The sequence below is a fragment of the Stenotrophomonas sp. CASM106 genome (assembly GCF_049384825.1).
Taxonomy (GTDB): Bacteria; Pseudomonadota; Gammaproteobacteria; order Xanthomonadales; family Xanthomonadaceae; genus Stenotrophomonas; species Stenotrophomonas muris.
In genome coordinates this window covers 184513-203194 of sequence record NZ_JBMRFS010000005.1, presented here as the reverse complement: position 1 = coordinate 203194, position 18682 = coordinate 184513, and the positions used below count along the sequence as shown (strand labels likewise).

General features: G+C 67.7%; 21 protein-coding genes and 1 pseudogene. 12 read left to right on the top strand and 10 right to left on the bottom strand.

Annotation, left to right across the window (positions count from 1 at the left end):
- Window positions 1-61 precede the first annotated feature (61 nt).
- The 4 genes from VG556_RS14145 to VG556_RS14130 all read left to right on the top strand — a co-directional run bounded on the left by VG556_RS14145 (window position 62) and on the right by VG556_RS14130 (window position 3886).
- A complete protein-coding gene (locus VG556_RS14145) occupies window positions 62-1123 on the top strand; it encodes a two-component system sensor histidine kinase NtrB (RefSeq protein ID WP_100450932.1) in 1062 nt (353 codons plus the stop codon).
- Entirely contained in the window at window positions 1116-2564 is a 1449-nt protein-coding gene (gene ntrC / locus VG556_RS14140) for a nitrogen regulation protein NR(I) (RefSeq protein WP_100450870.1), read from the top strand. Before VG556_RS14145 ends, ntrC begins: the two co-directional genes overlap by 8 nt.
- A gap of 93 nt (window positions 2565-2657) precedes the next feature.
- Window positions 2658-3227 (top strand): superoxide dismutase family protein, encoded by a 570-nt coding sequence (locus VG556_RS14135; RefSeq protein WP_032959349.1) that lies wholly within the window; start codon window positions 2658-2660, stop codon window positions 3225-3227.
- A gap of 32 nt (window positions 3228-3259) precedes the next feature.
- Window positions 3260-3886, top strand: coding sequence for a superoxide dismutase family protein (locus VG556_RS14130; protein WP_100450871.1), 627 nt, complete (start codon window positions 3260-3262; stop codon window positions 3884-3886).
- Window positions 3887-3933: 47 nt separating this feature from the next.
- Here VG556_RS14130 and VG556_RS14125 read toward each other — a convergent pair.
- Window positions 3934-4791, bottom strand: a pseudogene (locus VG556_RS14125) (hypothetical protein); the annotation flags it as partial.
- 93 nt (window positions 4792-4884) lie between these two features.
- Here VG556_RS14125 and VG556_RS14120 point away from each other — a divergent pair.
- The gene (locus VG556_RS14120; protein ID WP_087786464.1) at window positions 4885-6180 is read left to right on the top strand and encodes an acetyl-CoA C-acetyltransferase; all 1296 of its coding nucleotides are present in this window, start codon (window positions 4885-4887) and stop codon (window positions 6178-6180) included.
- Window positions 6181-6405: 225 nt separating this feature from the next.
- Here VG556_RS14120 and VG556_RS14115 read toward each other — a convergent pair whose 3' ends face one another.
- The 3 genes from VG556_RS14115 to VG556_RS14105 form a co-directional block, all read right to left on the bottom strand.
- On the bottom strand, window positions 6406-7701 hold the full coding sequence (locus VG556_RS14115) for a heme biosynthesis HemY N-terminal domain-containing protein (RefSeq protein ID WP_046427835.1): 1296 nt from the start codon (window positions 7699-7701) through the stop codon (window positions 6406-6408).
- Window positions 7702-7707: 6 nt separating this feature from the next.
- Window positions 7708-8685 carry a uroporphyrinogen-III C-methyltransferase gene (locus VG556_RS14110; protein WP_032959352.1) on the bottom strand — a complete coding sequence of 326 codons (978 nt, stop codon included), beginning with the start codon at window positions 8683-8685 and terminating at the stop codon, window positions 7708-7710.
- 104 nt (window positions 8686-8789) lie between these two features.
- Complete coding sequence (locus VG556_RS14105) at window positions 8790-9602, bottom strand: uroporphyrinogen-III synthase (RefSeq protein ID WP_100450872.1); 813 nt, start codon at window positions 9600-9602, stop codon at window positions 8790-8792.
- A 35-nt stretch (window positions 9603-9637) separates the two neighbouring features.
- Here VG556_RS14105 and VG556_RS14100 point away from each other — a divergent pair, with 35 nt between their 5' ends.
- The 5 genes from VG556_RS14100 to VG556_RS14080 all read left to right on the top strand — a co-directional run bounded on the left by VG556_RS14100 (window position 9638) and on the right by VG556_RS14080 (window position 12722).
- The gene (locus tag VG556_RS14100) at window positions 9638-10105 is read left to right on the top strand and encodes a YiiD C-terminal domain-containing protein (RefSeq protein ID WP_005407593.1); all 468 of its coding nucleotides are present in this window, start codon (window positions 9638-9640) and stop codon (window positions 10103-10105) included.
- Window positions 10106-10137: 32 nt separating this feature from the next.
- Complete coding sequence (locus tag VG556_RS14095) at window positions 10138-10563, top strand: hypothetical protein (protein WP_014035526.1); 426 nt, start codon at window positions 10138-10140, stop codon at window positions 10561-10563.
- 57 nt (window positions 10564-10620) lie between these two features.
- A complete protein-coding gene (locus VG556_RS14090) occupies window positions 10621-11058 on the top strand; it encodes a rhodanese-like domain-containing protein (protein WP_014645505.1) in 438 nt (145 codons plus the stop codon).
- A gap of 99 nt (window positions 11059-11157) precedes the next feature.
- Complete coding sequence (gene secB, locus VG556_RS14085; protein WP_005407596.1) at window positions 11158-11676, top strand: protein-export chaperone SecB; 519 nt, start codon at window positions 11158-11160, stop codon at window positions 11674-11676.
- Window positions 11677-11696: 20 nt separating this feature from the next.
- A complete protein-coding gene (locus tag VG556_RS14080; protein WP_005420929.1) occupies window positions 11697-12722 on the top strand; it encodes an NAD(P)H-dependent glycerol-3-phosphate dehydrogenase in 1026 nt (341 codons plus the stop codon).
- Window positions 12723-12846: 124 nt separating this feature from the next.
- Here VG556_RS14080 and VG556_RS14075 read toward each other — a convergent pair whose 3' ends face one another.
- Window positions 12847-13302, bottom strand: a complete 456-nt coding sequence (locus VG556_RS14075; protein WP_069118171.1) for a YybH family protein — start codon at window positions 13300-13302, stop codon at window positions 12847-12849.
- Between the two features lie 135 nt (window positions 13303-13437).
- Between VG556_RS14075 and VG556_RS14070 the strand changes: the two genes are divergently transcribed.
- Window positions 13438-14103, top strand: coding sequence for a hypothetical protein (locus VG556_RS14070; RefSeq protein WP_100450873.1), 666 nt, complete (start codon window positions 13438-13440; stop codon window positions 14101-14103).
- A gap of 60 nt (window positions 14104-14163) precedes the next feature.
- Here the strand turns inward: VG556_RS14070 and VG556_RS14065 are convergent, their stop codons facing one another.
- From VG556_RS14065 to VG556_RS14045, 5 genes are all read right to left on the bottom strand, one after another.
- The gene (locus VG556_RS14065; protein ID WP_032959357.1) at window positions 14164-14538 is read right to left on the bottom strand and encodes a hypothetical protein; all 375 of its coding nucleotides are present in this window, start codon (window positions 14536-14538) and stop codon (window positions 14164-14166) included.
- Window positions 14539-15018: 480 nt separating this feature from the next.
- Window positions 15019-15309, bottom strand: a complete 291-nt coding sequence (locus VG556_RS14060; RefSeq protein ID WP_100450874.1) for a hypothetical protein — start codon at window positions 15307-15309, stop codon at window positions 15019-15021.
- Between the two features lie 210 nt (window positions 15310-15519).
- Entirely contained in the window at window positions 15520-16206 is a 687-nt protein-coding gene (locus tag VG556_RS14055; RefSeq protein WP_032959359.1) for a L,D-transpeptidase, read from the bottom strand.
- A 167-nt stretch (window positions 16207-16373) separates the two neighbouring features.
- Window positions 16374-16646 carry a hypothetical protein gene (locus VG556_RS14050; RefSeq protein ID WP_010487149.1) on the bottom strand — a complete coding sequence of 91 codons (273 nt, stop codon included), beginning with the start codon at window positions 16644-16646 and terminating at the stop codon, window positions 16374-16376.
- Between the two features lie 211 nt (window positions 16647-16857).
- Complete coding sequence (locus VG556_RS14045; RefSeq protein ID WP_238381499.1) at window positions 16858-17862, bottom strand: DUF2268 domain-containing putative Zn-dependent protease; 1005 nt, start codon at window positions 17860-17862, stop codon at window positions 16858-16860.
- A gap of 161 nt (window positions 17863-18023) precedes the next feature.
- Between VG556_RS14045 and VG556_RS14040 the strand changes: the two genes are divergently transcribed.
- On the top strand, window positions 18024-18599 hold the full coding sequence (locus VG556_RS14040) for an Ax21 family protein (RefSeq protein ID WP_005411880.1): 576 nt from the start codon (window positions 18024-18026) through the stop codon (window positions 18597-18599).
- Window positions 18600-18682 lie beyond the last annotated feature (83 nt).

Sequence of the window (18682 nt, the reverse complement as noted above, 5' to 3'; positions counted from 1 at the left end):
TCCCTTTCCGTCAGGAAAGGGCTCTGACCCCGAACCCCGCGTTTTGCACTACATTGGTGCAATGTCCGACCCCGCACCCTCGCCGTCCCTCGATGCCCTGGGCACGCCGCTGGCCTGGGCCGGGCCCGATGGCTGCATTGCCGGCTGCAACCCGGCCTTCGCCCGCTGGCTGGGCGTCAGCGCGCGGCGCCTGCTGGGTCGGCCGTTGGCCGCACTGGAAGTGCAGGGCGAGGCGCTGGCCCATTTCCTGGCCCGCGATGAGCGCGACAGCCTGCGCCTGAACCGGCTGGCGCTGGCGGTGCCCGGCGAGGCGCCGCGCTTCGCCGAGGGCTGGATGAGCCGCCGCGACGATGGTGGCTGGCTGCTGGAGGCGCATCCAGTCGATGAATTCCCCGGGCTGGACCCAACCCAGGCGCTGCCCAGCGCGCTCAGCGCGGCGCTGAAGGGCCTGGCCCACGAGCTGCGCAACCCGCTGGCCGGGCTGAAGGGCGCGGCCCAGCTGCTGGCCCGCCGCGCGGCGCAGCGCGATGCCAGCGAACGTGAGCTGATCGAACTGATCGGCTCGGAGATCGAGCGCCTCAACGGCCTTCTCGACCAGCTGCTGTCGCCGGCCCCGGCTGCGCCGCATGCGGAACTGAACATCCATGCCGCGCTCGAGCGCGTGCTGCGCCTGGCCGAGAACGAGGCCGGCTGGGCGGTGCGCCTGCAGCGCGACTACGACCCCAGCATTCCCGAATTCCACGGCGACGCCGACCGCCTCACGCAGGCGGTGTGGAACCTGGTGCGCAACGCGATCCAGGCCGGCGCCGGCAGCATCACCCTGCGTACCCGCGTGGAGCATGGCGTGCGCATCGCCGAGCAGTTGCACACGTTGGCCTTGCGCCTGGAAATCGCCGACGACGGCCGTGGCGTGCCCGAGGAGCTGGCCGAACACCTGTTCCTGCCGCTGGTCAGTGGCCGTGCCGAAGGCACCGGGCTGGGCCTGGCACTGGCCCAGCAGGTCGCGCGCGAGCATCGCGGCACGCTCACCTACCGCTCGCGTCCGGGCCATACCGTGTTCACCCTGCTGTTGCCGATCGGCAACGGCGCCGCTCCTGCCGAGGAGGCCCCGCGCGATGTCTGAGTCCCCCACCACCGCACAGCGCATCTGGGTGGTCGACGATGATCGTGCGGTGCGCTTCGTACTGTGCACCGCGCTGCGCGAGGCGGGGTACCAGGTCGTTGATTTCGACAGTGCCGCTCCCGCCCTGCAGGCGTTGAGCGCGGGCCCGCCACCGGCGCTGCTGTTCACCGATGTGCGCATGCCCGGCGACGATGGCCTGGTACTGCTGGACAAGCTCAAGGCCGCGTTGCCGCAGCTGCCGGTGGTGGTGATGTCGGCCTATACCGATGTCGCCAGCACCGCCGGTGCGTTCCGCGGGGGCGCGCATGAATTCCTGTCCAAGCCGTTCGACCTGGACGATGCCGTGGCGCTGGCGCAGCGGGTGCTGCCAGCGGTGGCGCCCGCGCTGGCCGCTCCCAGCCCCGCCGCCGAAACGCCCAGCGACCAGCCGCCGCAACTGGTGGGTGATACGCCGCCGATGCGCGCGCTGTTCCGCGCCATCGGTCGCCTGGCGCAGGCACCGCTGGCGGTGCTGATCACCGGCGAGACCGGCACCGGCAAGGAGCTGGTGGCCAATGCGCTGCACCGCGAATCGCCGCGTGCGCAGCGCCCGTTCGTCGCGCTCAATACCGCCGCGATCCCTGCCGAACTGCTGGAGAGCGAGTTGTTCGGCCACGAAGCTGGCGCCTTCACCGGTGCGCAACGCCGCCATGTCGGCCGCTTCGAGCAGGCCAACGGCGGCACGCTGTTCCTGGATGAGATCGGCGACATGCCGTTGCCGCTGCAGACCCGCCTGCTGCGTGTGCTGGCGCAGGGTGAGTTCTTCCGCGTCGGTGGCCGCGAGCTGATCCGCGTCGATGTGCGCGTGGTGGCCGCCACCCACCAGGATCTGGAAGGCCTGGTCGCGCAGGGCAAATTCCGCGCCGATCTGCTGCATCGCCTGGATGTGGTGCGCCTGCAGTTGCCGCCGCTGCGCGAGCGCCGCGAGGACATCGCGCAACTGGCCAGCACGTTCCTGGCCGCCGCCGCACGCAGGCTGGATACGCCGCCGAAGCGCCTCACCGCCGCGGCCCTGCAGGCGCTGCGCGAACACGACTGGCCGGGCAACGTGCGCGAACTGGAGAACGTGTGCTGGCGGATGGCCGCGCTGGCCGCCGCCGACACCATCGGCGTGGCCGATGTCGATACCGCGCTGAACCGCGCGCGCGGCCGCCGCAACAGTGCCAGCGCAGCCGATCCAGGCCAATGGGAAGCGCTGCTGGCCGAATGGGCGCGCCGTCAGCTGGCCGAAGGCGTGGAAGGGCTGCACGCGCAGGTGCGCGAGCGGGTCGACCATGCCCTGCTGGAGGCAGCGCTGCAGATCACCCACGGTCGCCGCGCCGAAGCCGCTGCCCGCCTCGGCCTCGGCCGCAATACCCTTACCCGCAAGCTGGGCGCCGGGCGCCGTCGCGGGGGCCATTGAACGGTCCCTGCACGCGATCCTCGCGCCCGCTTGCCGAACCGTTGATCGTTCATGGACGATGCAATGCTTAGTGTCATCTGCAAGGAGTCTTCGATGCGTCTGTCCTTTGCCATCCTGCCGTTGTCCGCCGCCGTGCTGCTGTCTGCCTGTGGCAGCGCGCCGAAGAAGGCCGAGCCCACCCCGCCGCCGCCCACCGTGGTCAGCGCAGCGAAGCAGGGCGAGGCCAATCTGTCGCCGGCCTCGGCCAGCATCGTCAGTGGCCGCATCGCACTGATGGTGGAGCCCGGCGGTATCCACATCACCGGCCTGATCGGTGGCCTGCAGCCGTTGCAGCAAGCCGGTTTCCACATCCACGAGCGTGGCGACTGCAGCGCGGTGGATGCCAGCAGCGCCGGCAACCACTTCAACCCCGGTGGCGCCGCGCATGGCCGCGCCGGCACCGGCAAGCACCACCTGGGCGACATGGACAACCTGCGTGCCGATGCCCAGGGCCGCGCCAACGTCGATATCCACCTCAAGGGCGTTACCCTTGGCGGAGGCGCCGCCACCGATATCGCCGGACGTGCACTGGTCGTGCATGCCAACGCCGACGACTATCGCAGCCAGCCCGCCGGCAATGCCGGCGTCCGCATCGCCTGTGGCGTGATCCGGGTCGTCCGCTGATCACTGCAGGCAACATCCAGGGAGAGATTCCAATGCGTCTGATCCACACTTCGCTGTTTGCGGCCATCGCCGCGCTGGGCCTGGCGGCCTGTAACCAGCAGCCCGCCGCGCCGCAGACTGAGACTCCGCCGGCCGCGCCGGCTGACGGCGCCACCACCGAGCCGGCTGCAACTCCTGAACCGGCTGCGGCACCGGCGGCCGATGCTTCGGCAACGGCCGAGCTGGCACCGACCCAGGGCAACGAGACCAAGGGCAGCGTCACCTTCAAGGTGGTCGACGGCAAGATCCACGTGACCGGCCAGATCACTGGCCTGAAGCCGGGCAGCGAGCACGGCTTCCACATCCACGAGAAGGGCGACTGCAGCGCCCCGGACGGCATGAGCGCCGGCGGCCACTTCAACCCGGGCAAGCAGGATCACGGCAACGTCGCCACCGATCCGCACCACGGCGGCGACATGCCCAACATCAAGGCCGACGACAAGGGCGTGGCCACCATCGACGGCTCGGTGTCGAGCAATGTCAACATCGGCAAGGGTGATGACTTCGACATCATCGGCCGCGGCCTGATCGTCCACGCCGATGCGGACGACTACAAGACCCAGCCGACCGGCAACGCCGGCGCACGCCTGGCGTGTGCGGTGATCCAGAAGGCCCCGTAAGAATCAAGGAACGCCGGCGCAAGCCGGCGTTCTTCATTATCGGTAGTGCCGGCCTCGCAGTGCACGAAGAGCACCGGCACGCCGTGCGCTTCCAGCACCGCGGCCATCTGCCGCTGGCGCATCAGGAACTGCTCGTAGATGCCCTGCAGGCGGTCGCAATCGTTCTTGCTGTGGTTGTAGTACGCGCACCAACCGGCCGGATCGAACAGCGCCATGCGTGCCTCGCCATGGGTATAGCGCAGCAGCGGCTCGGGCGCGGCATTGAGCCACTCGTCTTCGCCCGGCGCCATGATCGCGGTCTCGATCAGCGGCCACAGCGCCGCCAAGCCCTGGTTGTCGTACTGCATCGACATCATCGCGGCCAGGTCGTTCACGGTGAAATAGCGCGCGTGTTCGATGCGGGCACCGAAGCTGTTCTGTGCCATCAACGCGGTATCGGCATGCGCCATGCCGTTGGCCAGCAGTGTTTCTTCCAGCGCATTGGCCACCGCGTTGGTGGTGGCCACGTCGCTGCCGGTCAGCAGGAACGGCACCACGCGCAGGCCGCCCCCCACCAGGGTCGCATCGGCCTGGAACGGCAGCGGCACATCGCCTGCGGCATCGGTGCCGAAGGCCAGCAGGCGCGGGCCCTGGTTGCGGCCCGGGGCACGCATCTGCAGTTCTTCCAGGCGGCGATGGATCGGCCAGCCCGGGCGCAGTACTTCGGCCGGGTCGAAATGGGCGGCCGCGAACACCAGGTCCAGCTCGGCCACCTGCGGCACCAGCTTGGAAAGGTCACGGCCGACGCGTTCGGCCAGTTCACCGGCCTGTTCAGCGCTGAGCACCGCCTGGCGGGGGATTTCGCCGCCGGCCAGTTCCAGGGCCAGCACGCCAAGGGCATTCATCGCGGGGTCGGGTTTGCTCATGGTTCCACGGTTGGCCCATCACAGGGCGGCAGCTACACTTGGCTCCATTATGCCTGCTCCGCCGTGCAGGCCATGTTGCAGACACCCTCATCCATGCCAGGTATCTCCATGCCCAACGCTCGTCCCGTCGCCATCCTCGGTGGCGTCCGCATTCCGTTCTGCCGCCAGAACACCGCGTATTCGGATGTCGGCAACCTCGGCATGTCGGTCCGTACGCTGGGCGCGCTGGTCGAACGTTTCGGCCTGCACGGCCAGCAGCTGGGCGAAGTGGCGATGGGTGCGGTGATCAAGCACTCCAGCGACTGGAACCTGGGCCGTGAGGCCACGCTGTCCTCCGGCCTGTCGCCGCTGACCCCGGGCATCACCCTGCAGCGCGCCTGCGGCACTTCGCTGGACAGCATCATCACCGTGGCCAACAAGATCGCGCTGGGCCAGATCGAATCGGGCATCGGTGGCGGTTCTGACACCACCTCCGACGTGCCGATCGTCTACGGCAAGAAGCTGCGTGCACGCCTGCTGGCCGCCAACCGCGCCAAGAGCACCGGCGACAAGATCCGCGCCCTCACCGCCGGCTTCAAGTTCTCCGAGCTCAAGCCCGAGTTCCCGGGCGTGGCCGAGCCGCGCACCGGCAAGAGCATGGGCGACCACTGCGAGGACATGGCCAAGGAATGGAACATCTCGCGCGACTCGCAGGATGAGTGGGCGGTGTCCTCGCACAAGAAGCTGGCCGCTGCCTATGAGCGCGGTTTCTTCAACGACCTGATCGCACCGTTCCGCGGCGTCGAGCGCGACAACATCCTGCGTCCGGATACCTCGCTGGAAAAGCTGGCCACGCTGAAGCCGGCGTTCGACAAGGTCTCCGGCCGCGGCACGCTGACCGCCGCCAATTCCACCCCGCTGACCGACGGTGCCGCTGCGGTACTGCTGGCCAGCGAAGAGTGGGCGCGCGCGCACGGCCATGAGCCGCAGGCCTACCTGCGCGACGCGCATGTCTCTGCGGTGGACTTCGTGCATGGCGAAGGCCTGCTTATGGCGCCGACCATCGCAGTGCCGGAGATGCTCAAGCGCAATGGCCTGACCCTGCAGGACTTCGACATCTACGAGATCCACGAAGCCTTCGCCGCGCAGGTGCTGTGCACCCTGCGTGCGTGGGAGAGCGAGGATTACTGCCGCAACCGCCTGGGGCTGGACGCACCGCTGGGCCGCATCGACCCGGACAAGATCAACCTGCTGGGTTCGTCGCTGGCCACCGGTCATCCGTTCGCCGCCACCGGCGCCCGCGTCATCGCCACCGCCGCCAAGCAGCTGGCCGAACGCGGCGGTGGTCGCGCGCTGGTGTCGATCTGCACCGCCGGCGGCATGGGCGTGGTGGCGATCGTCGAACGCTGATCGCTGCGACCGCGCGCCAACCAAGGTTGGCGACTACCAGAAATGCGTGCTGGATCTGCTGTGGTAGATGCCGACCTTGGTCGGCCGTGAAACGGCATCGCTCGGAAAGGCCACGCGCCAACCAGGGTTGGCGACTACCGGGTCCCGCACATGAAAACGCCGCCCATTGGGCGGCATTTTTTGTCCGGTGGGTGCCGACCGTTGGTCGGCACACTTCAGCAGCGGTCACGGCAACCGCGGATTACCGAATTCGTCGCGCTCTTCGTTGGCGTCATACACCGGCGGCTGCACCGCGAGCGGCTGTTCTTCCACCGTGGCACGCAGTGGCGTCTCGCCGCCGCGCACCAGCGCCACGCTGTCCTCGCCGCGCTGCAGGCGCAGCGCATTGGCCAGGCACTGCGCGGCCAGCGCGTGTTCGCCACGCTGGGCGAACAGTTCACCCAGCGCTTCCCACGCCGGTGCACCGGCGCCCGCGGCGATGGCCTCGTGCAGGAACGCATCGGCGGCCTCCCACTGCTGCTGGGCCAGGGCCACGCGGCCCTGCGCCAGGCGCAACGCGGCCGAGCCGTCATGCACGTTGCGCCAACGTGCGAGGTTGGCCTGGCGGGTAGCCAGGCGCTCGGCCGGCAGACGGCCATACAGCGCCACCAGTTCGTCATCCCAGCGCTGGTCCAGCGCCTGTTCCAGCGCCAGCAGCGCCGGCTCGTCCCAGTCCAGCGCCACCGCGCGGCTGGCATAGGCGCCAACCACGTCCGGAGTCGGTCGCAGTGCCTTCGGCGTGGCTTCCCACTGCGCGGCCAGCGCGTTGACGTCGGCCGCTTCCAGCAGCGCCTGCGCAGCCAGGCGTGCTTCCAGTTCACTATTGGCCTCGGCCGGCAGCACCTTGCTCTGGCGCAGTGCACCCAGCTGGCCATACGCCTCGTGGGCGCGGCCGGCCTGTGCCAGTGCCTCGGTGCGCAGCCACAGGCCGCGTGGCGGCAGCGGCTGGATCGCCGCTACGTCCAATGCGTTGATCGCATCCACCGGCAGATCGCGCGCCAGCAGCTGTTCGGCGCGCAGCAGCGCCTGCAGGGTGGCATCACTTTCGCCCAGGCGCTGCAGCAGCGCCTCGCCAGCCGGGCCGTCGGCACGTGCCTGCGCGCTGCGCACGGCGTTGGCCAGCGCCACCGCGCTCACTTCCGGATCCTTGGCGGCACCGTCCAGCAGTTTCTCGGCACGCTGCCACTGGCCGTGCTCATAGGCCTGCAGGCCGTCGATCAGGCGCACCCGGCCCTGTTTGCGGCGGTAGCGGCCCCAGGCGCGGAACGGTGCGGCGATCAGGCTCCACAGCAGCCATAGCACCAGCACCGCGATCACTGCCAGCAGCGCCACCTTCGGCAGGTTGCTGTGGTAGTCGTAGCCGCCGTAGCGCAGGGTCACTTCGCCGAAGCGGTTCAGGTCATCGGCGCCGAGCCATTGCGCAGCGACCACGCCGATGGCCACGGCCAGCAACAGCACGACCAGGGATTGCAGGGGTTTCATGCGGGCTTACCTCCGGTCGGTCTGGGTGCGCAGTTGTTGCAGGGTGCTGCCAAGGACAGCGTCGTTGGCCTGCAGCGGCAGTTCGCGCAAGGCCTTCAGTTCAGCACGTTGCGCGCGCAGGGCTGGTGAATCCGGCCAGCGCCGCTGTGCCCAGTGCTCCACGCGGTCCAATGCGGTATTGCGCCCCGCGCGGTCGCCGCGCTCGATTGCCGCACGTGCCAATGTCAGTTCCAGCTGCAGCGCGTCGTCGGCATTGCGCTGTTCGGCGGCGGTCAGCGGGCCGTTCTGGCGGCTCGGGGTGATGTCCACGAACGGCGCCAGAGCTGCCTGCCACCAGGGTTTGGCGGTGCTGCTGCCGGTCGTGCCGGTGATCTGCGAAGGCAGGCCCTGCAGTGCCCTGCCCACAGCATCCAGGCGCTGCAGCGACTGCACGCGGGGGCCGCTGCCGAGCGCATCCAGTGCCTCGCGCTCCTGCACCAGCGCCTGGCGCAGGTTCAGGCCATCACTGTCGGGCAGTTCGGCCAGTGCCGTCGCGGCCTGGGCGTACAACCGGCGTGCGCCTTCCACATCGTCGGCGTAGTTCAGGCGCTGCGCGGCCTGGGTCAGCAGCAGTTCGGCCTCATCGCGCTGTACCGCCTGGCGGCCCTGGTTGGCGCTGTCGGCCAGCTTGGCCAGGTTCTCTTCCAGCAATGCGCTGCGCTGGGAAAGGCCCAGCATCTCGTCGCGCAGCACGCGGTTGGTGGCGGCCGCGTCCTGCAGGCGCTGGCTGGTCGCGCGCTGGTCACGACGCAGCGCATCCAGCGTGGCCTCCAGGCCCTTCAGCTGGACAGCCGTGGTCTGTGCCTGCGCTGCCTGTTCGTTCTGTTGCTGTTGCCAGACATACCAGCCGGCATAGCCGCCCACGCCTAGCACGACCACACCGGCCAGCGGCAGCAGCCAGCGCACGGGTCGACGGGGCGGGGAAACGGGCGGAGTGTCGTTCATCGGGCTTCCTTGTCGGCAACGTCGCCGGTCGGGGGCCGGCAGGCCGCGTTGTGCACAGCATCACTGTTGCCGACGACAGCGGCAAGCGTGACCCACGTCCCTGTTCAGGTCGCTGCCGGGACGGTGAGCGTGGCGTGTGCGGCGGCCGCCACCAGCTGCGCGCTGGTGGGGCCTGCCGCGCGCACGACATGCTGCAGGCCCAGTGCCCGGGCCTGTTCGCCGAGGCGATCACTGGCCACCACGGCAGTCGCGTGCGCCTGCAGGCGCTGCTGCAAGGGCGGCGGAAGCTGCTGCCAGAAATGCTGCAGCGCTTCGCCACTGCTCACCGCCAGCATCCACGGCTGCGCTGAATGCGCCAATCGGGCCAGCGCACGGGGCGGCAGGTGCAGCAGGCGACGCTGGTAGATGTCGGCACGTTCGATTGTGGCGCCGGCCGCCTGCAGCTGCGCGGCAATCAGGCCACGCCCGCCGGGCGCGGTCACCAGGCCGATGCGCAGGCCCTGTACGTCAGCCAGCACCGGCAGCGCCAGCAGGCCTTCACTGTCCATCCGCTGCGGCGCATGCACCTCGGTGATGCCGTGTGCCCGCAATGCGCGCGCGGTGCCTTCGCCGACGGTCAGCCACGGGCTGCGCTGCGCCTCGGCCAGCGGCAGCAGGGTGGCGGCCGCGGTCACGGCGGCCGGGCTGGTGAACACCACCCGATCACAGTTCAGCGCGCGTTGCAGCTGGCGCACCACGGGCGTGCCATGCAGGCGCTGCAGGCGCCAGGGCGCCAGGGCCAGGACATCCCCGCCCAGCCCAGCAACGGCGCGGCGCAGCGCCACATTCTGGCCCTGCGGGCGCAGCGAGATCAGGGTCCAGCGCGCGCCGGAACGGGTGGCGCCAGTGGGTATCGTATGGTCGGCCATTGCCTGCATTATGCGGGCCCTTCGTTGTCGTGGTCGCTGCTCCGATGTCCGTTGATGCCCTGACTTCCTCGTTGGCCGCCCTGCAGGACGTGCTGGACTGCATGCCGGCGGTGCGCGCCATGCAGATCCAGCTCGACGGCTATGCCGATGGCGTGCTGCGCATCACCGCGCCGCTGGCCGCCAACGTCAACGACAAGGGCAACGCCTTCGGCGGCAGCCTGGCCTCGGTGCTGACCCTGTCCGGCTGGGCGCTGGTCAGCCTGCGCCTGCGCCTGGCCGGCCACGATGCCGAGGTCTACGTGGCCGACAGCAACCTGCGCTACCTGGCCCCGGTCTACGAAGACCTGCACGCCCACGCCGAAGCGGCCGAGGCCACCGGCTGGGACGCATTCCTGAACACCTTCCGGCAACGCCGCAAGGCCCGCATCAGCATCATCGCCACCCAGCCCGGCGCCGATGGCAAGCCCGCCGCCGAATTCAGCGGTCGCTTCGTTGCCTTCGCCAAAGGGTAGGATGGCAGGCTGACGTTCTGGGGAAACCACCGATGCGCCGCCTGATCCAGTTCCTGATCTGTTCCCTGCTGCTGGCCAGTGCCGTGGCCTCGGCCGACGACCTCAGCCGCAAGCAGCGCAAGCTGCTGGAAGAGACCCAGATCGCCTACGGGGCGACCATCCGCTGGGGCAGCATGGACGATGCCATCGGCTACCTCGACCCCAAGCTGCGCAAGGAAAAGCCGCCCACCGAGTTCGAGCTCAACCGTTACGCGCAGCTGCGCGTGTCGTCCTACCGCGAGCGCAGCAGTGCCTCACTGGACGGGGGACTGGTCGAGCGCCGGGTCGAAATCGGGGTGATCAACCAGAACACCCAGGCCGAGCGCACGGTGGTCGTGGTCGAGCGCTGGCGCTGGGACCCGGAAGCCAAGCGCTGGTGGCAGACCGCCGGCCTGCCGGACCTGTGGAAGGGGCAGTGACGGGCCGCGTCCGGCTTGTGCGACAATCGGCGCCCGCTTAATCGACCCGTGACCTGAGTGAATTACGAAGAGTTGCTGGCCTTTGCAGGCCGAAACCCGATGCTGTCCGCGGCCCTGGTCGGCCTGACCGTGGCCATCATCGTCACCGAGATCCGCCGCCTGTTCCGGGGCTTCAAGGGCATCAAGCCCGCCGAACTGACCCAGCTGATCAACGCGGGCGGCACGGTGGTAGTCGACCTCTCGGCCAGCGGTGACTTCGAGAAGGGCCACATTGCCGGCAGCCGCAACGCCCAGGCCAGTGCCTTCGGCCCGGACCACAAGCTGGTGGCCAACGCCAAGCAGTCGCCGGTGGTGCTGGTGTGCCGCAGCGGCAACGCCTCGGAAACCGCCGCCAAGGCGCTGAAGAAGGCCGGCTTCGAGAAGGTCTACGTGCTCGACGGCGGCATTCCCGCCTGGCAGCAGGCCGAGCTGCCGCTGGTCAAGGGCCGCAACTGATTGCCGCAGGTGGCGGATCCGGCCTTGTATGGGCCTGATCCCGCCCCCATCGCAGTAATTCGACCATCGTTTTCATTGCATTCATTGGAGTTACTGGAAATGTCCGAAGAGATCACCAACGGCGCTGCTGCGCCGGTCGATGCCGCCACCGGCCCCGCTTTCACCGTCGAGAAGATCTACGTCAAGGACGTCTCCTTCGAGTCGCCGAACGCCCCGACCATCTTCAATGACCAGGTGCAGCCGGAGCTGCAGCTGAACCTGAACCAGCAGGTGCAGCGCCTGGGTGAGAACGCCTTCGAAGTCGTGCTGGCCGTGACCCTGACCTGCCAGGCCGGTGAGCGCACCGCCTACGTGGCCGAAGTGAAGCAGGCCGGCGTGTTCGGCCTGGTCGGCCTGGACCCGCAGTCGATCGACGTGCTGCTCGGCACCCAGTGCCCGAACATCCTGTTCCCGTACGTGCGCCAGCTGATCAGCGACCTGATCCAGGCCGGCGGCTTCCCGCCGTTCTTCCTGCAGCCGATCAACTTCGAAGGCCTGTACGCAGAAACCCTGCGCCAGCGCCAGGAGCAGGGCGACGCACCGTCGCTGGCTGACTCCGAGCCGGCTGGCAACGCCTGATTCCTGCCGCGACGTCACGGATGAGCACTCCCGCTGACAAGATCGCCGTGCTGGGCGCCGGTTCCTGGGGAACCGCGCTGGCCAGCCTGCTCGCACGGCACGGTCATCCGACCGTGCTGTGGGGGCGCGACGCTGCCGTGGTCGAGGCCATCGACCAGCGCCACGAGAACCCGCGCTACCTGCCGGGCATCCCGCTGCCGGACAGCCTGCGTGCCACCACCGACCTGGCGTCGGCGGTGGAAGGCGCGGCCTGGATCCTGGTGGTGACCCCGTCGCATGCCTTCGGTGAAACCGTGCGTGCGCTGGCGCCGCTGCGTCCGGCCGGTGCCGGCGTGGCCTGGGCCACCAAGGGCTTCGAACCCGGTTCGGGCCGTTTCCTGCATGAAGTGGCGCGCGAAGTGCTGGGCGAGGACGTGCCTCTGGCCGTCGTCACCGGGCCGTCGTTCGCCAAGGAAGTAACCCAGGGCCTGCCCACCGCGATCACCGTGCACGGCGACGTGCCCGAGTTCGCGCAGACGGTGGCCGAGGCGATGCATGGCCCGGCGTTCCGCGCCTACACCGGCGACGACATGGTCGGTGCCGAGCTGGGCGGTGCGATGAAGAACGTGCTGGCGGTGGCCACCGGCGTGGCCGATGGCATGCAGCTGGGCCTCAACGCCCGTGCCGGCCTGATCACCCGCGGTCTCAATGAAATGCTGCGCCTGGCTGCGGCGATCGGCGCCAAGCCGGAAACGCTGATGGGCCTGGCCGGCCTGGGCGATCTGGTGCTGACCTGCACCGGCGATCTGTCGCGCAACCGTCGCCTGGGCCTGGCCCTGGGCCGTGGCCAGACGCTGCAGGATGCCGTGCGCGAAATCGGCCAGGTGGTCGAGTCGGTGCAGACCGCCGACGAAGTGATGCGACAGGCACGCCGCCATGGCATCGACCTGCCGATCTCCGACGGCGTGCGTGCCGTGCTGCACGGCGAGCAGACCCCGGAAGAAGGCCTGCGCGCACTGCTGGCGCGGGAACAGAAACCGGAATACCCGGACACGCTGTTCAAGTGAATCGAAAAACCCCGGCCACGTGCCGGGGTTTTTTATGTGCGCGAGCCATCCACGCATGGCGTGGATCTACTGCCGAACCCGCTTCTGGTAGCTGCCAACCTTGGTTGGCGCCCGACGGCGGCAATCACCGCGCCCGTGGCGGCGCGCTGGTGTTGTCCATGTCCGAGAAGATCAACCACGGCCCGTCGCCCACGCGCTTCAGGGTCAGCGTGAACTTGCCGGTGTCCCCCTCGTTGCTGCCGTAGCGATACGCACCAATGATGTAGCCCGTGTTGCCCTCCACCGAGTGAGCCAACGCCCGCAGCCGCAACGGACTGCCGCCCTGGCCGGCATACGCGGCCTCGATCGCAGTACGCCCGCGCACCGGCGGCTGGTTGCTCTGCAGTACAAAACCATCCTCGGCAAACAGCGCAGCCAATGCCCTGGCATCAGCCGAGCGCCACGCCCGCTCGTAATCGCGTAGTACGCGCTCCAGCGGTGCGGGCAGGGCTGCGCCCGGGAGAGGCTGTGCAGGCTTCGCGCCTTCTGCATCGTGGGCAGTTGCCGGCGATGCCAGCAGCAGGGCACTGCAGAAGATCATGGCGAGTCGTGTACGGCGCATGCGTCCGGCTCCAGGCGATGACGGGACGCTACGAACGCATCCTGGCACGGTGCTGGTTAGAATCACGCGGCTGCCGATTTGCTGGATGCAGCGCAGATCAGACAAGGACAGGGAATGAAGATTCGAATCACAGGGATGGCACTGACGGTCGCATTACTGGCCGCCTGCGGGCAGGCACCGGCACCCGATGCAGCACCAGCCGCACCAGCACCGGCCACAGAAGCACCTGCGGCCACGGCAACGGTGGGCGAGAAGGCGCCATCCATCGAAGATGGCGTGGATCCCTCGGTGTGGGACAACGAAGGCGAACCGGAAGACCCGAGTGCCGGCGGCGAACTCACCTGCACGGACAACCCGCTGGCGACGCATTTCTTCACCCTGGTGGGCGGCAATACCGTGGACGACTGCGGCCGCAAGGACCCGAAGGTGCTGGCGGCCTTCAACACCCTTATGAAGGACACCTCGGCAGCCGAATCCAGCGACAAGGAGATTCCCTCGCTGCGCCAGCGGCTGTTGAGCGGCCCCAGCGGGCCCGGTGAGCTGCTGGTGCTGCAGGGCGAGCCGTGGTGGTTCTATACCGCCTGCCAGGCCCACGACTGCCCGGGCACCGCATTGGCGATGCTGTATTCGCCGACGGAGGCGAAGATGGTCGGCCGTCTTACCGCGCGCTGTCGTGTGTGGTGGCTGGGTGAGCCGACGGCGGAACAACGTGCGCAGATCGAACAGCGCCAGCCACTGCAGGATGCCGCGTTGAAGGAAGACAGCGCACTCTGCGAGTGATGTGGCGCGCGCCGCAGCGCCGGGCCGTGCCCGGCGTTGCAGTGAGCGATGTTCCCCGTGTCACCCTTCCGGGCGCATGCGTGCGCTGACCTGTGCGGTCAGCGACAGACTGACCATCATCAGGCCCTCCATCACCCGGTCGCCCACGTACTCCTCGTCGGGTCCGTTCTGGCGCACGCGCTCGGCAGCCAGCAGCATTTCCAGCGCCACGCGCAGGCCGGTCAATGCGCAGTCCGCGTCGGCCAAGGCCATGCGGCGGCCGGGCATCTGATGACGTTCCGGCCAGGGCTGACCGTCGGCGGCGGCGCCCTTGCCAATGCGGTCGAGCGTGGCGATGAAACCGAGAGGATCGTGCGCGTGCGCCGCTTCCGAAGGCGCGTCCGCGTTGGCGGGTACGTACTGCGTGCGTAGTCGGGAGGATTCGGGTGTGCTCATGGCAGAGGCTCCGTGCAGGACAGACGGCATCCGCCACGCAAAGGTGGCGGGCGGAGACGTGGCTCGAAAACCGGGACAGTGCGTACAAGGCCGGCAGGCACAAGGCCTCCACGCTCCGCCCGCCATAGTCGGCAGACGAATTGCCCGCCGGCGCCACACTGGGTGACGCCGACGGGCAGGCGCATACAACGTACGCATTGCCACGGGTTTTCGAGGCCCGGCCACCTTTTTCCGGTGGCACGCCATCTGTACCGCCGTCGCTGCGAAACGCCAATCAGACAAGTTGCAAACAGCGTTCGATCAAAGACGCTTTCAGCATTCTTGCATGCTGTTAAGCCGTCGCAGACGCAGGCGCCGCAACGGCCGTAGCAGCAAGGGGAATATGCGACATGGGTCGAAGTTGATGACGTGGCGTACGGGTGCCGCACCAAGCCGATGACGACAGAGCGGGGCAGAGAACGCAGTCGGACATCGATAGTGTCAGACCGCCGACCAGTCGATGATGAGCGGCGAAGAGACCTTCCCCGCGTCAACATCAAAACACTCGGTGTAGTCACCAAAGAACAGGAATCGATTGCCGCCAGTCACGTCAAAAAGTCTGGTTCCGGCCTCGGCATACTGGGCGGGTGGCAGGGTGGTGGAAACCTGCATGGAACTGAGCCCAGCGGACTTCATCAGCTTGGCAGCATCCTCCGGCGAGATCAGCTGGGGATTGCTTGGCGTACCGTAGGACCAGCCACTGTAGCCATTGTGTACATAGTAGCGCGACATGTTTCACCGCCAGCCGGATGCCGGAACGGGGCCGAGTCGCCCGGCGATATCGGCGTGATTGAAGAAGGGACTGCCAGCCTGGTGTCTGCAATCGACCAGAGGCCGGCATCAGCCAATGATGGCAACCAGCGAAGACGTGTGCCGTTGGTTCTGATCGCGCTTGGACAGGCTTGTTCGCGGAGAAACCGCGAGGCAGCATGTGAGCGTGTTCTATCTGCTCGCGCGCCGCGCGCCCTTCTCGCCTTCGTCCTTTGCATCCCCACGGCTCTGCGCGAACTCCGGGAACGTCTTCGCGATCGAATCCTTGTCCGGCAGGATGTAGAACACGCCGCCCTTCTCGAACGTGGATTGCACGATCTGCTCGTAGAACGCGGGCGAGACATTGATGCAGCCGTGGGTGACGCGGTTGTCGTCCGGCGAGGGCGATGCCAACCGCTCGGCGCGCTTTTCCTTCGGGCTGCCCGGCGGCAGCGGGTGCATCGAGACTGCGGAATCGTAGTCCACCCACAGCACGCGTCCGGCATCGTCGGACGGGCCGTAACCGCCAATGAAGCGGCCGGCAGGCGTGGTGCGGTCGTGGCCGGGAATCGCGCTCAGTGCGAGCTTGGCGACGCCCGGTGCGGAGTGATCGCCGATCGCCGAACCGAACAACGCCGGTGCTGCGCCGCGCAGCTTGCCGTCGCCGCCGAAGACCAGAACCTGCGCCGCCGCCTTGTCCATGACCGCAAACGGATAGCCCTGGTTGTCCTTGCTGGCGACCACCCAGCCGGCCAGCTCGATCACTGTCTCGGACACGCTCTGGTCGGGCGGAAGTTCATCAACGGCGGCGACCGATGGTGCAGGTGCGTCCTTGTCCCTGGCGTTGGCTACGCCGCTGCACGCAACGGCCAGTGCCATGGCCAGGGAGGCATGGAGGGCGCGGCGTGCAGGGGAGGGGGAAGTACGAATGGGACGGCTCCTTGCAATGCAATCGTGGGTGGAAGGATGCCAGTGGCCGGTGAAGGCCACTGGGTCCCGATGCACCCGATACAGAGGTGGATCAATTCAAAACGGTGAGGGAGCGATTACCCGCGCGGCTTGCGGCCGGCAGGTGCCCTTTCAAGCTGCTGCACGCGACCTTCGATCTGGTCCAGGCGCTGATTGGCCTGCTGTGCGGACTGGTTGGCGGACTCCGCGCTCTGCGCAGCGCCCTGCACCTTGACGTCGAGCTGATCGAGACGCGAGTTGATGGTTGCAAACTCGTTCTTGTATGACGCGCAGGCGCCAAGGCTTACGGTGGCGATGAGAGCCACAGCAAGTGCGCGGGCCGTCTTCATGTGTTGCGGGTTCAGGTTCATTGCACTCCCTCCTTCGTCTGGGGAAGCTGGAATATAGCGGCGTTTGTTCCCGCCGCTACCAAGCGCTTTCAGCTGGAATTTGAATACGTGGAAGCACTGTGAAGCCGGCCCCTGACCCAACATTAACAAGCGGAATCAGGCGAGCTGATCTACGTCGGCGGCGTGCCTTGTGCCTGTTCAAGGTCGCCAATTCATCAGTATGAAGCGGCTCTCACAGCACGTGCGTTTCCACGCCTTTGGCAGCAGTGCAGGCAGGCGTCCATCCACTCGCCTCGAACACGGTCGCGGCGGTGTCGGGCCGCACATCCAGCAGCGTGGCGATGGCCCTGGTCCTGTCTGGCGCGCGGGAAACATAGCTGCGCGCGATGCGGTAGCCGACCCAGTATCCGAGATCTCCACGTCGTGCTTCATCGCCGGGGCCGTCGTACAGCCACTTCGAAAGATCGGTGCCCCCGCTGTCCTGTACGAACGCGCGCTCCAGCGCACATTCGCGGCCCTGGGCCCAGCGACGCAGATGCGCGCTGGCCGGTTGCCCCGAGATCAGTTCACCCACGTACTCGGCGCCGCCTTCAAGCAACGTCTGATAGAGCAGGGTGGGCTGCGCGACATCGACGCTCGCACCGGGCTGTTGCACGTGCACGTACTCATGGGCGATCAGGTGCACGAAACGATCGCCGACGTCAGGCTGCATCCAGTCGGCGTTGCACAGTGCTTCCAGACCGATCACCACACCATCTTCGGTGGTGACGCCGCCGCTGTTGCCCCGCCCGACCAGCACGGTGACCGGAGGAAAACGTGCAGTGGGGAGCAGCGTGCCCAACCGATCGAGTGCGTCGGCAACCCGCGCGCGGATCGCCGGCAATGCCGCTGCACAGGCCCGCGCCCTGGCGAACAACGCCGGCTTGTCCTGGATGGCCCTGGCCAAACGCTCCATTGAACCGATGCGGCTGCCGGTGAAGCTGCGCAACGCCTCCGTGCCGATGTCCAGATAGCCGCGCTGCAGGTCTTCGGCACTTGGTTTTCCGCCAGTGGCATCCAGCACGCTGAAGAAACGCGTGACATCGTCTGTCTGTACCACGATGCGTGCAGAAGGTTGGGCGCGCTCGGCCGCGTTGGCTGGCAGCTGCATCATCGGCAGGGCGACGAGCAGCAGCACCCGCACCGCGCGGCGCGCATGGGGCGGAAACAGCAGTGATGCGACGGACGCGTGCGGCATGTGGAGTTCCCTGAACGCCAGCCTTATTTATACACCAGTCAGTTCAATATTCAGGGTTGATTAGACCCCCTAACGGATAATTCACACCTGTCGACCGCCTCCTCTCTCTCCCCCTCCCGGGAGGCGGCCGACGAAACCAAAATAATTAAAGGTGTGTCCCGATGAACAAGAATTCGCTGCTCGCCCTGGGTCTTCTGGCTGCCCTGCCGTTCGCCGCATCGGCAACCGACGGCCTGTCGTACAACTACGTTGAAGGCGGCTACGTGAACACCGATGCCAAGGGCGGCGACGCCGATGGCTGGAAGGTGAAGGGTTCCGTGGCGGTGCACCCGAACTTCCACATCTTCGGCGACTACAGCGCGCAGGAGACCGACAAGTTCAAGAATGACGTCGACCAGTGGCGCATCGGCGCCGGCTACAACTACGGCATCGCACCGAACACCGACCTGGTGGCCCGCGTTGCGTACCAGAAGTTCGACATGAAGCATGGCCTGGACTTCAACGGCTACTCGACCGAAGTCGGCGTGCGCACCGCGTTCAACCCGTACGTGGAAGGCTACGTGATGGCCGGCTACGAGGACTACACCAAGAAGCACGGCATCAACCCGGACGGCGAGTTCTACGGCCGCGTCGGCGCCACCGCCAAGTTCAACCAGAACTGGGGCCTGAGTGGCGAAGTGAAGCTGGCCAAGGCCGGCGACCGCGAGTGGTTCGTGGGCCCGCGCTTCACCTGGTAACAAACGCCTGTCGTTAGTGCGTGTTGTGCTGGCGTGTGACTCTCTCTCTCTCCCACACGCCAACCGAAGCCCGGCCTCGCGCC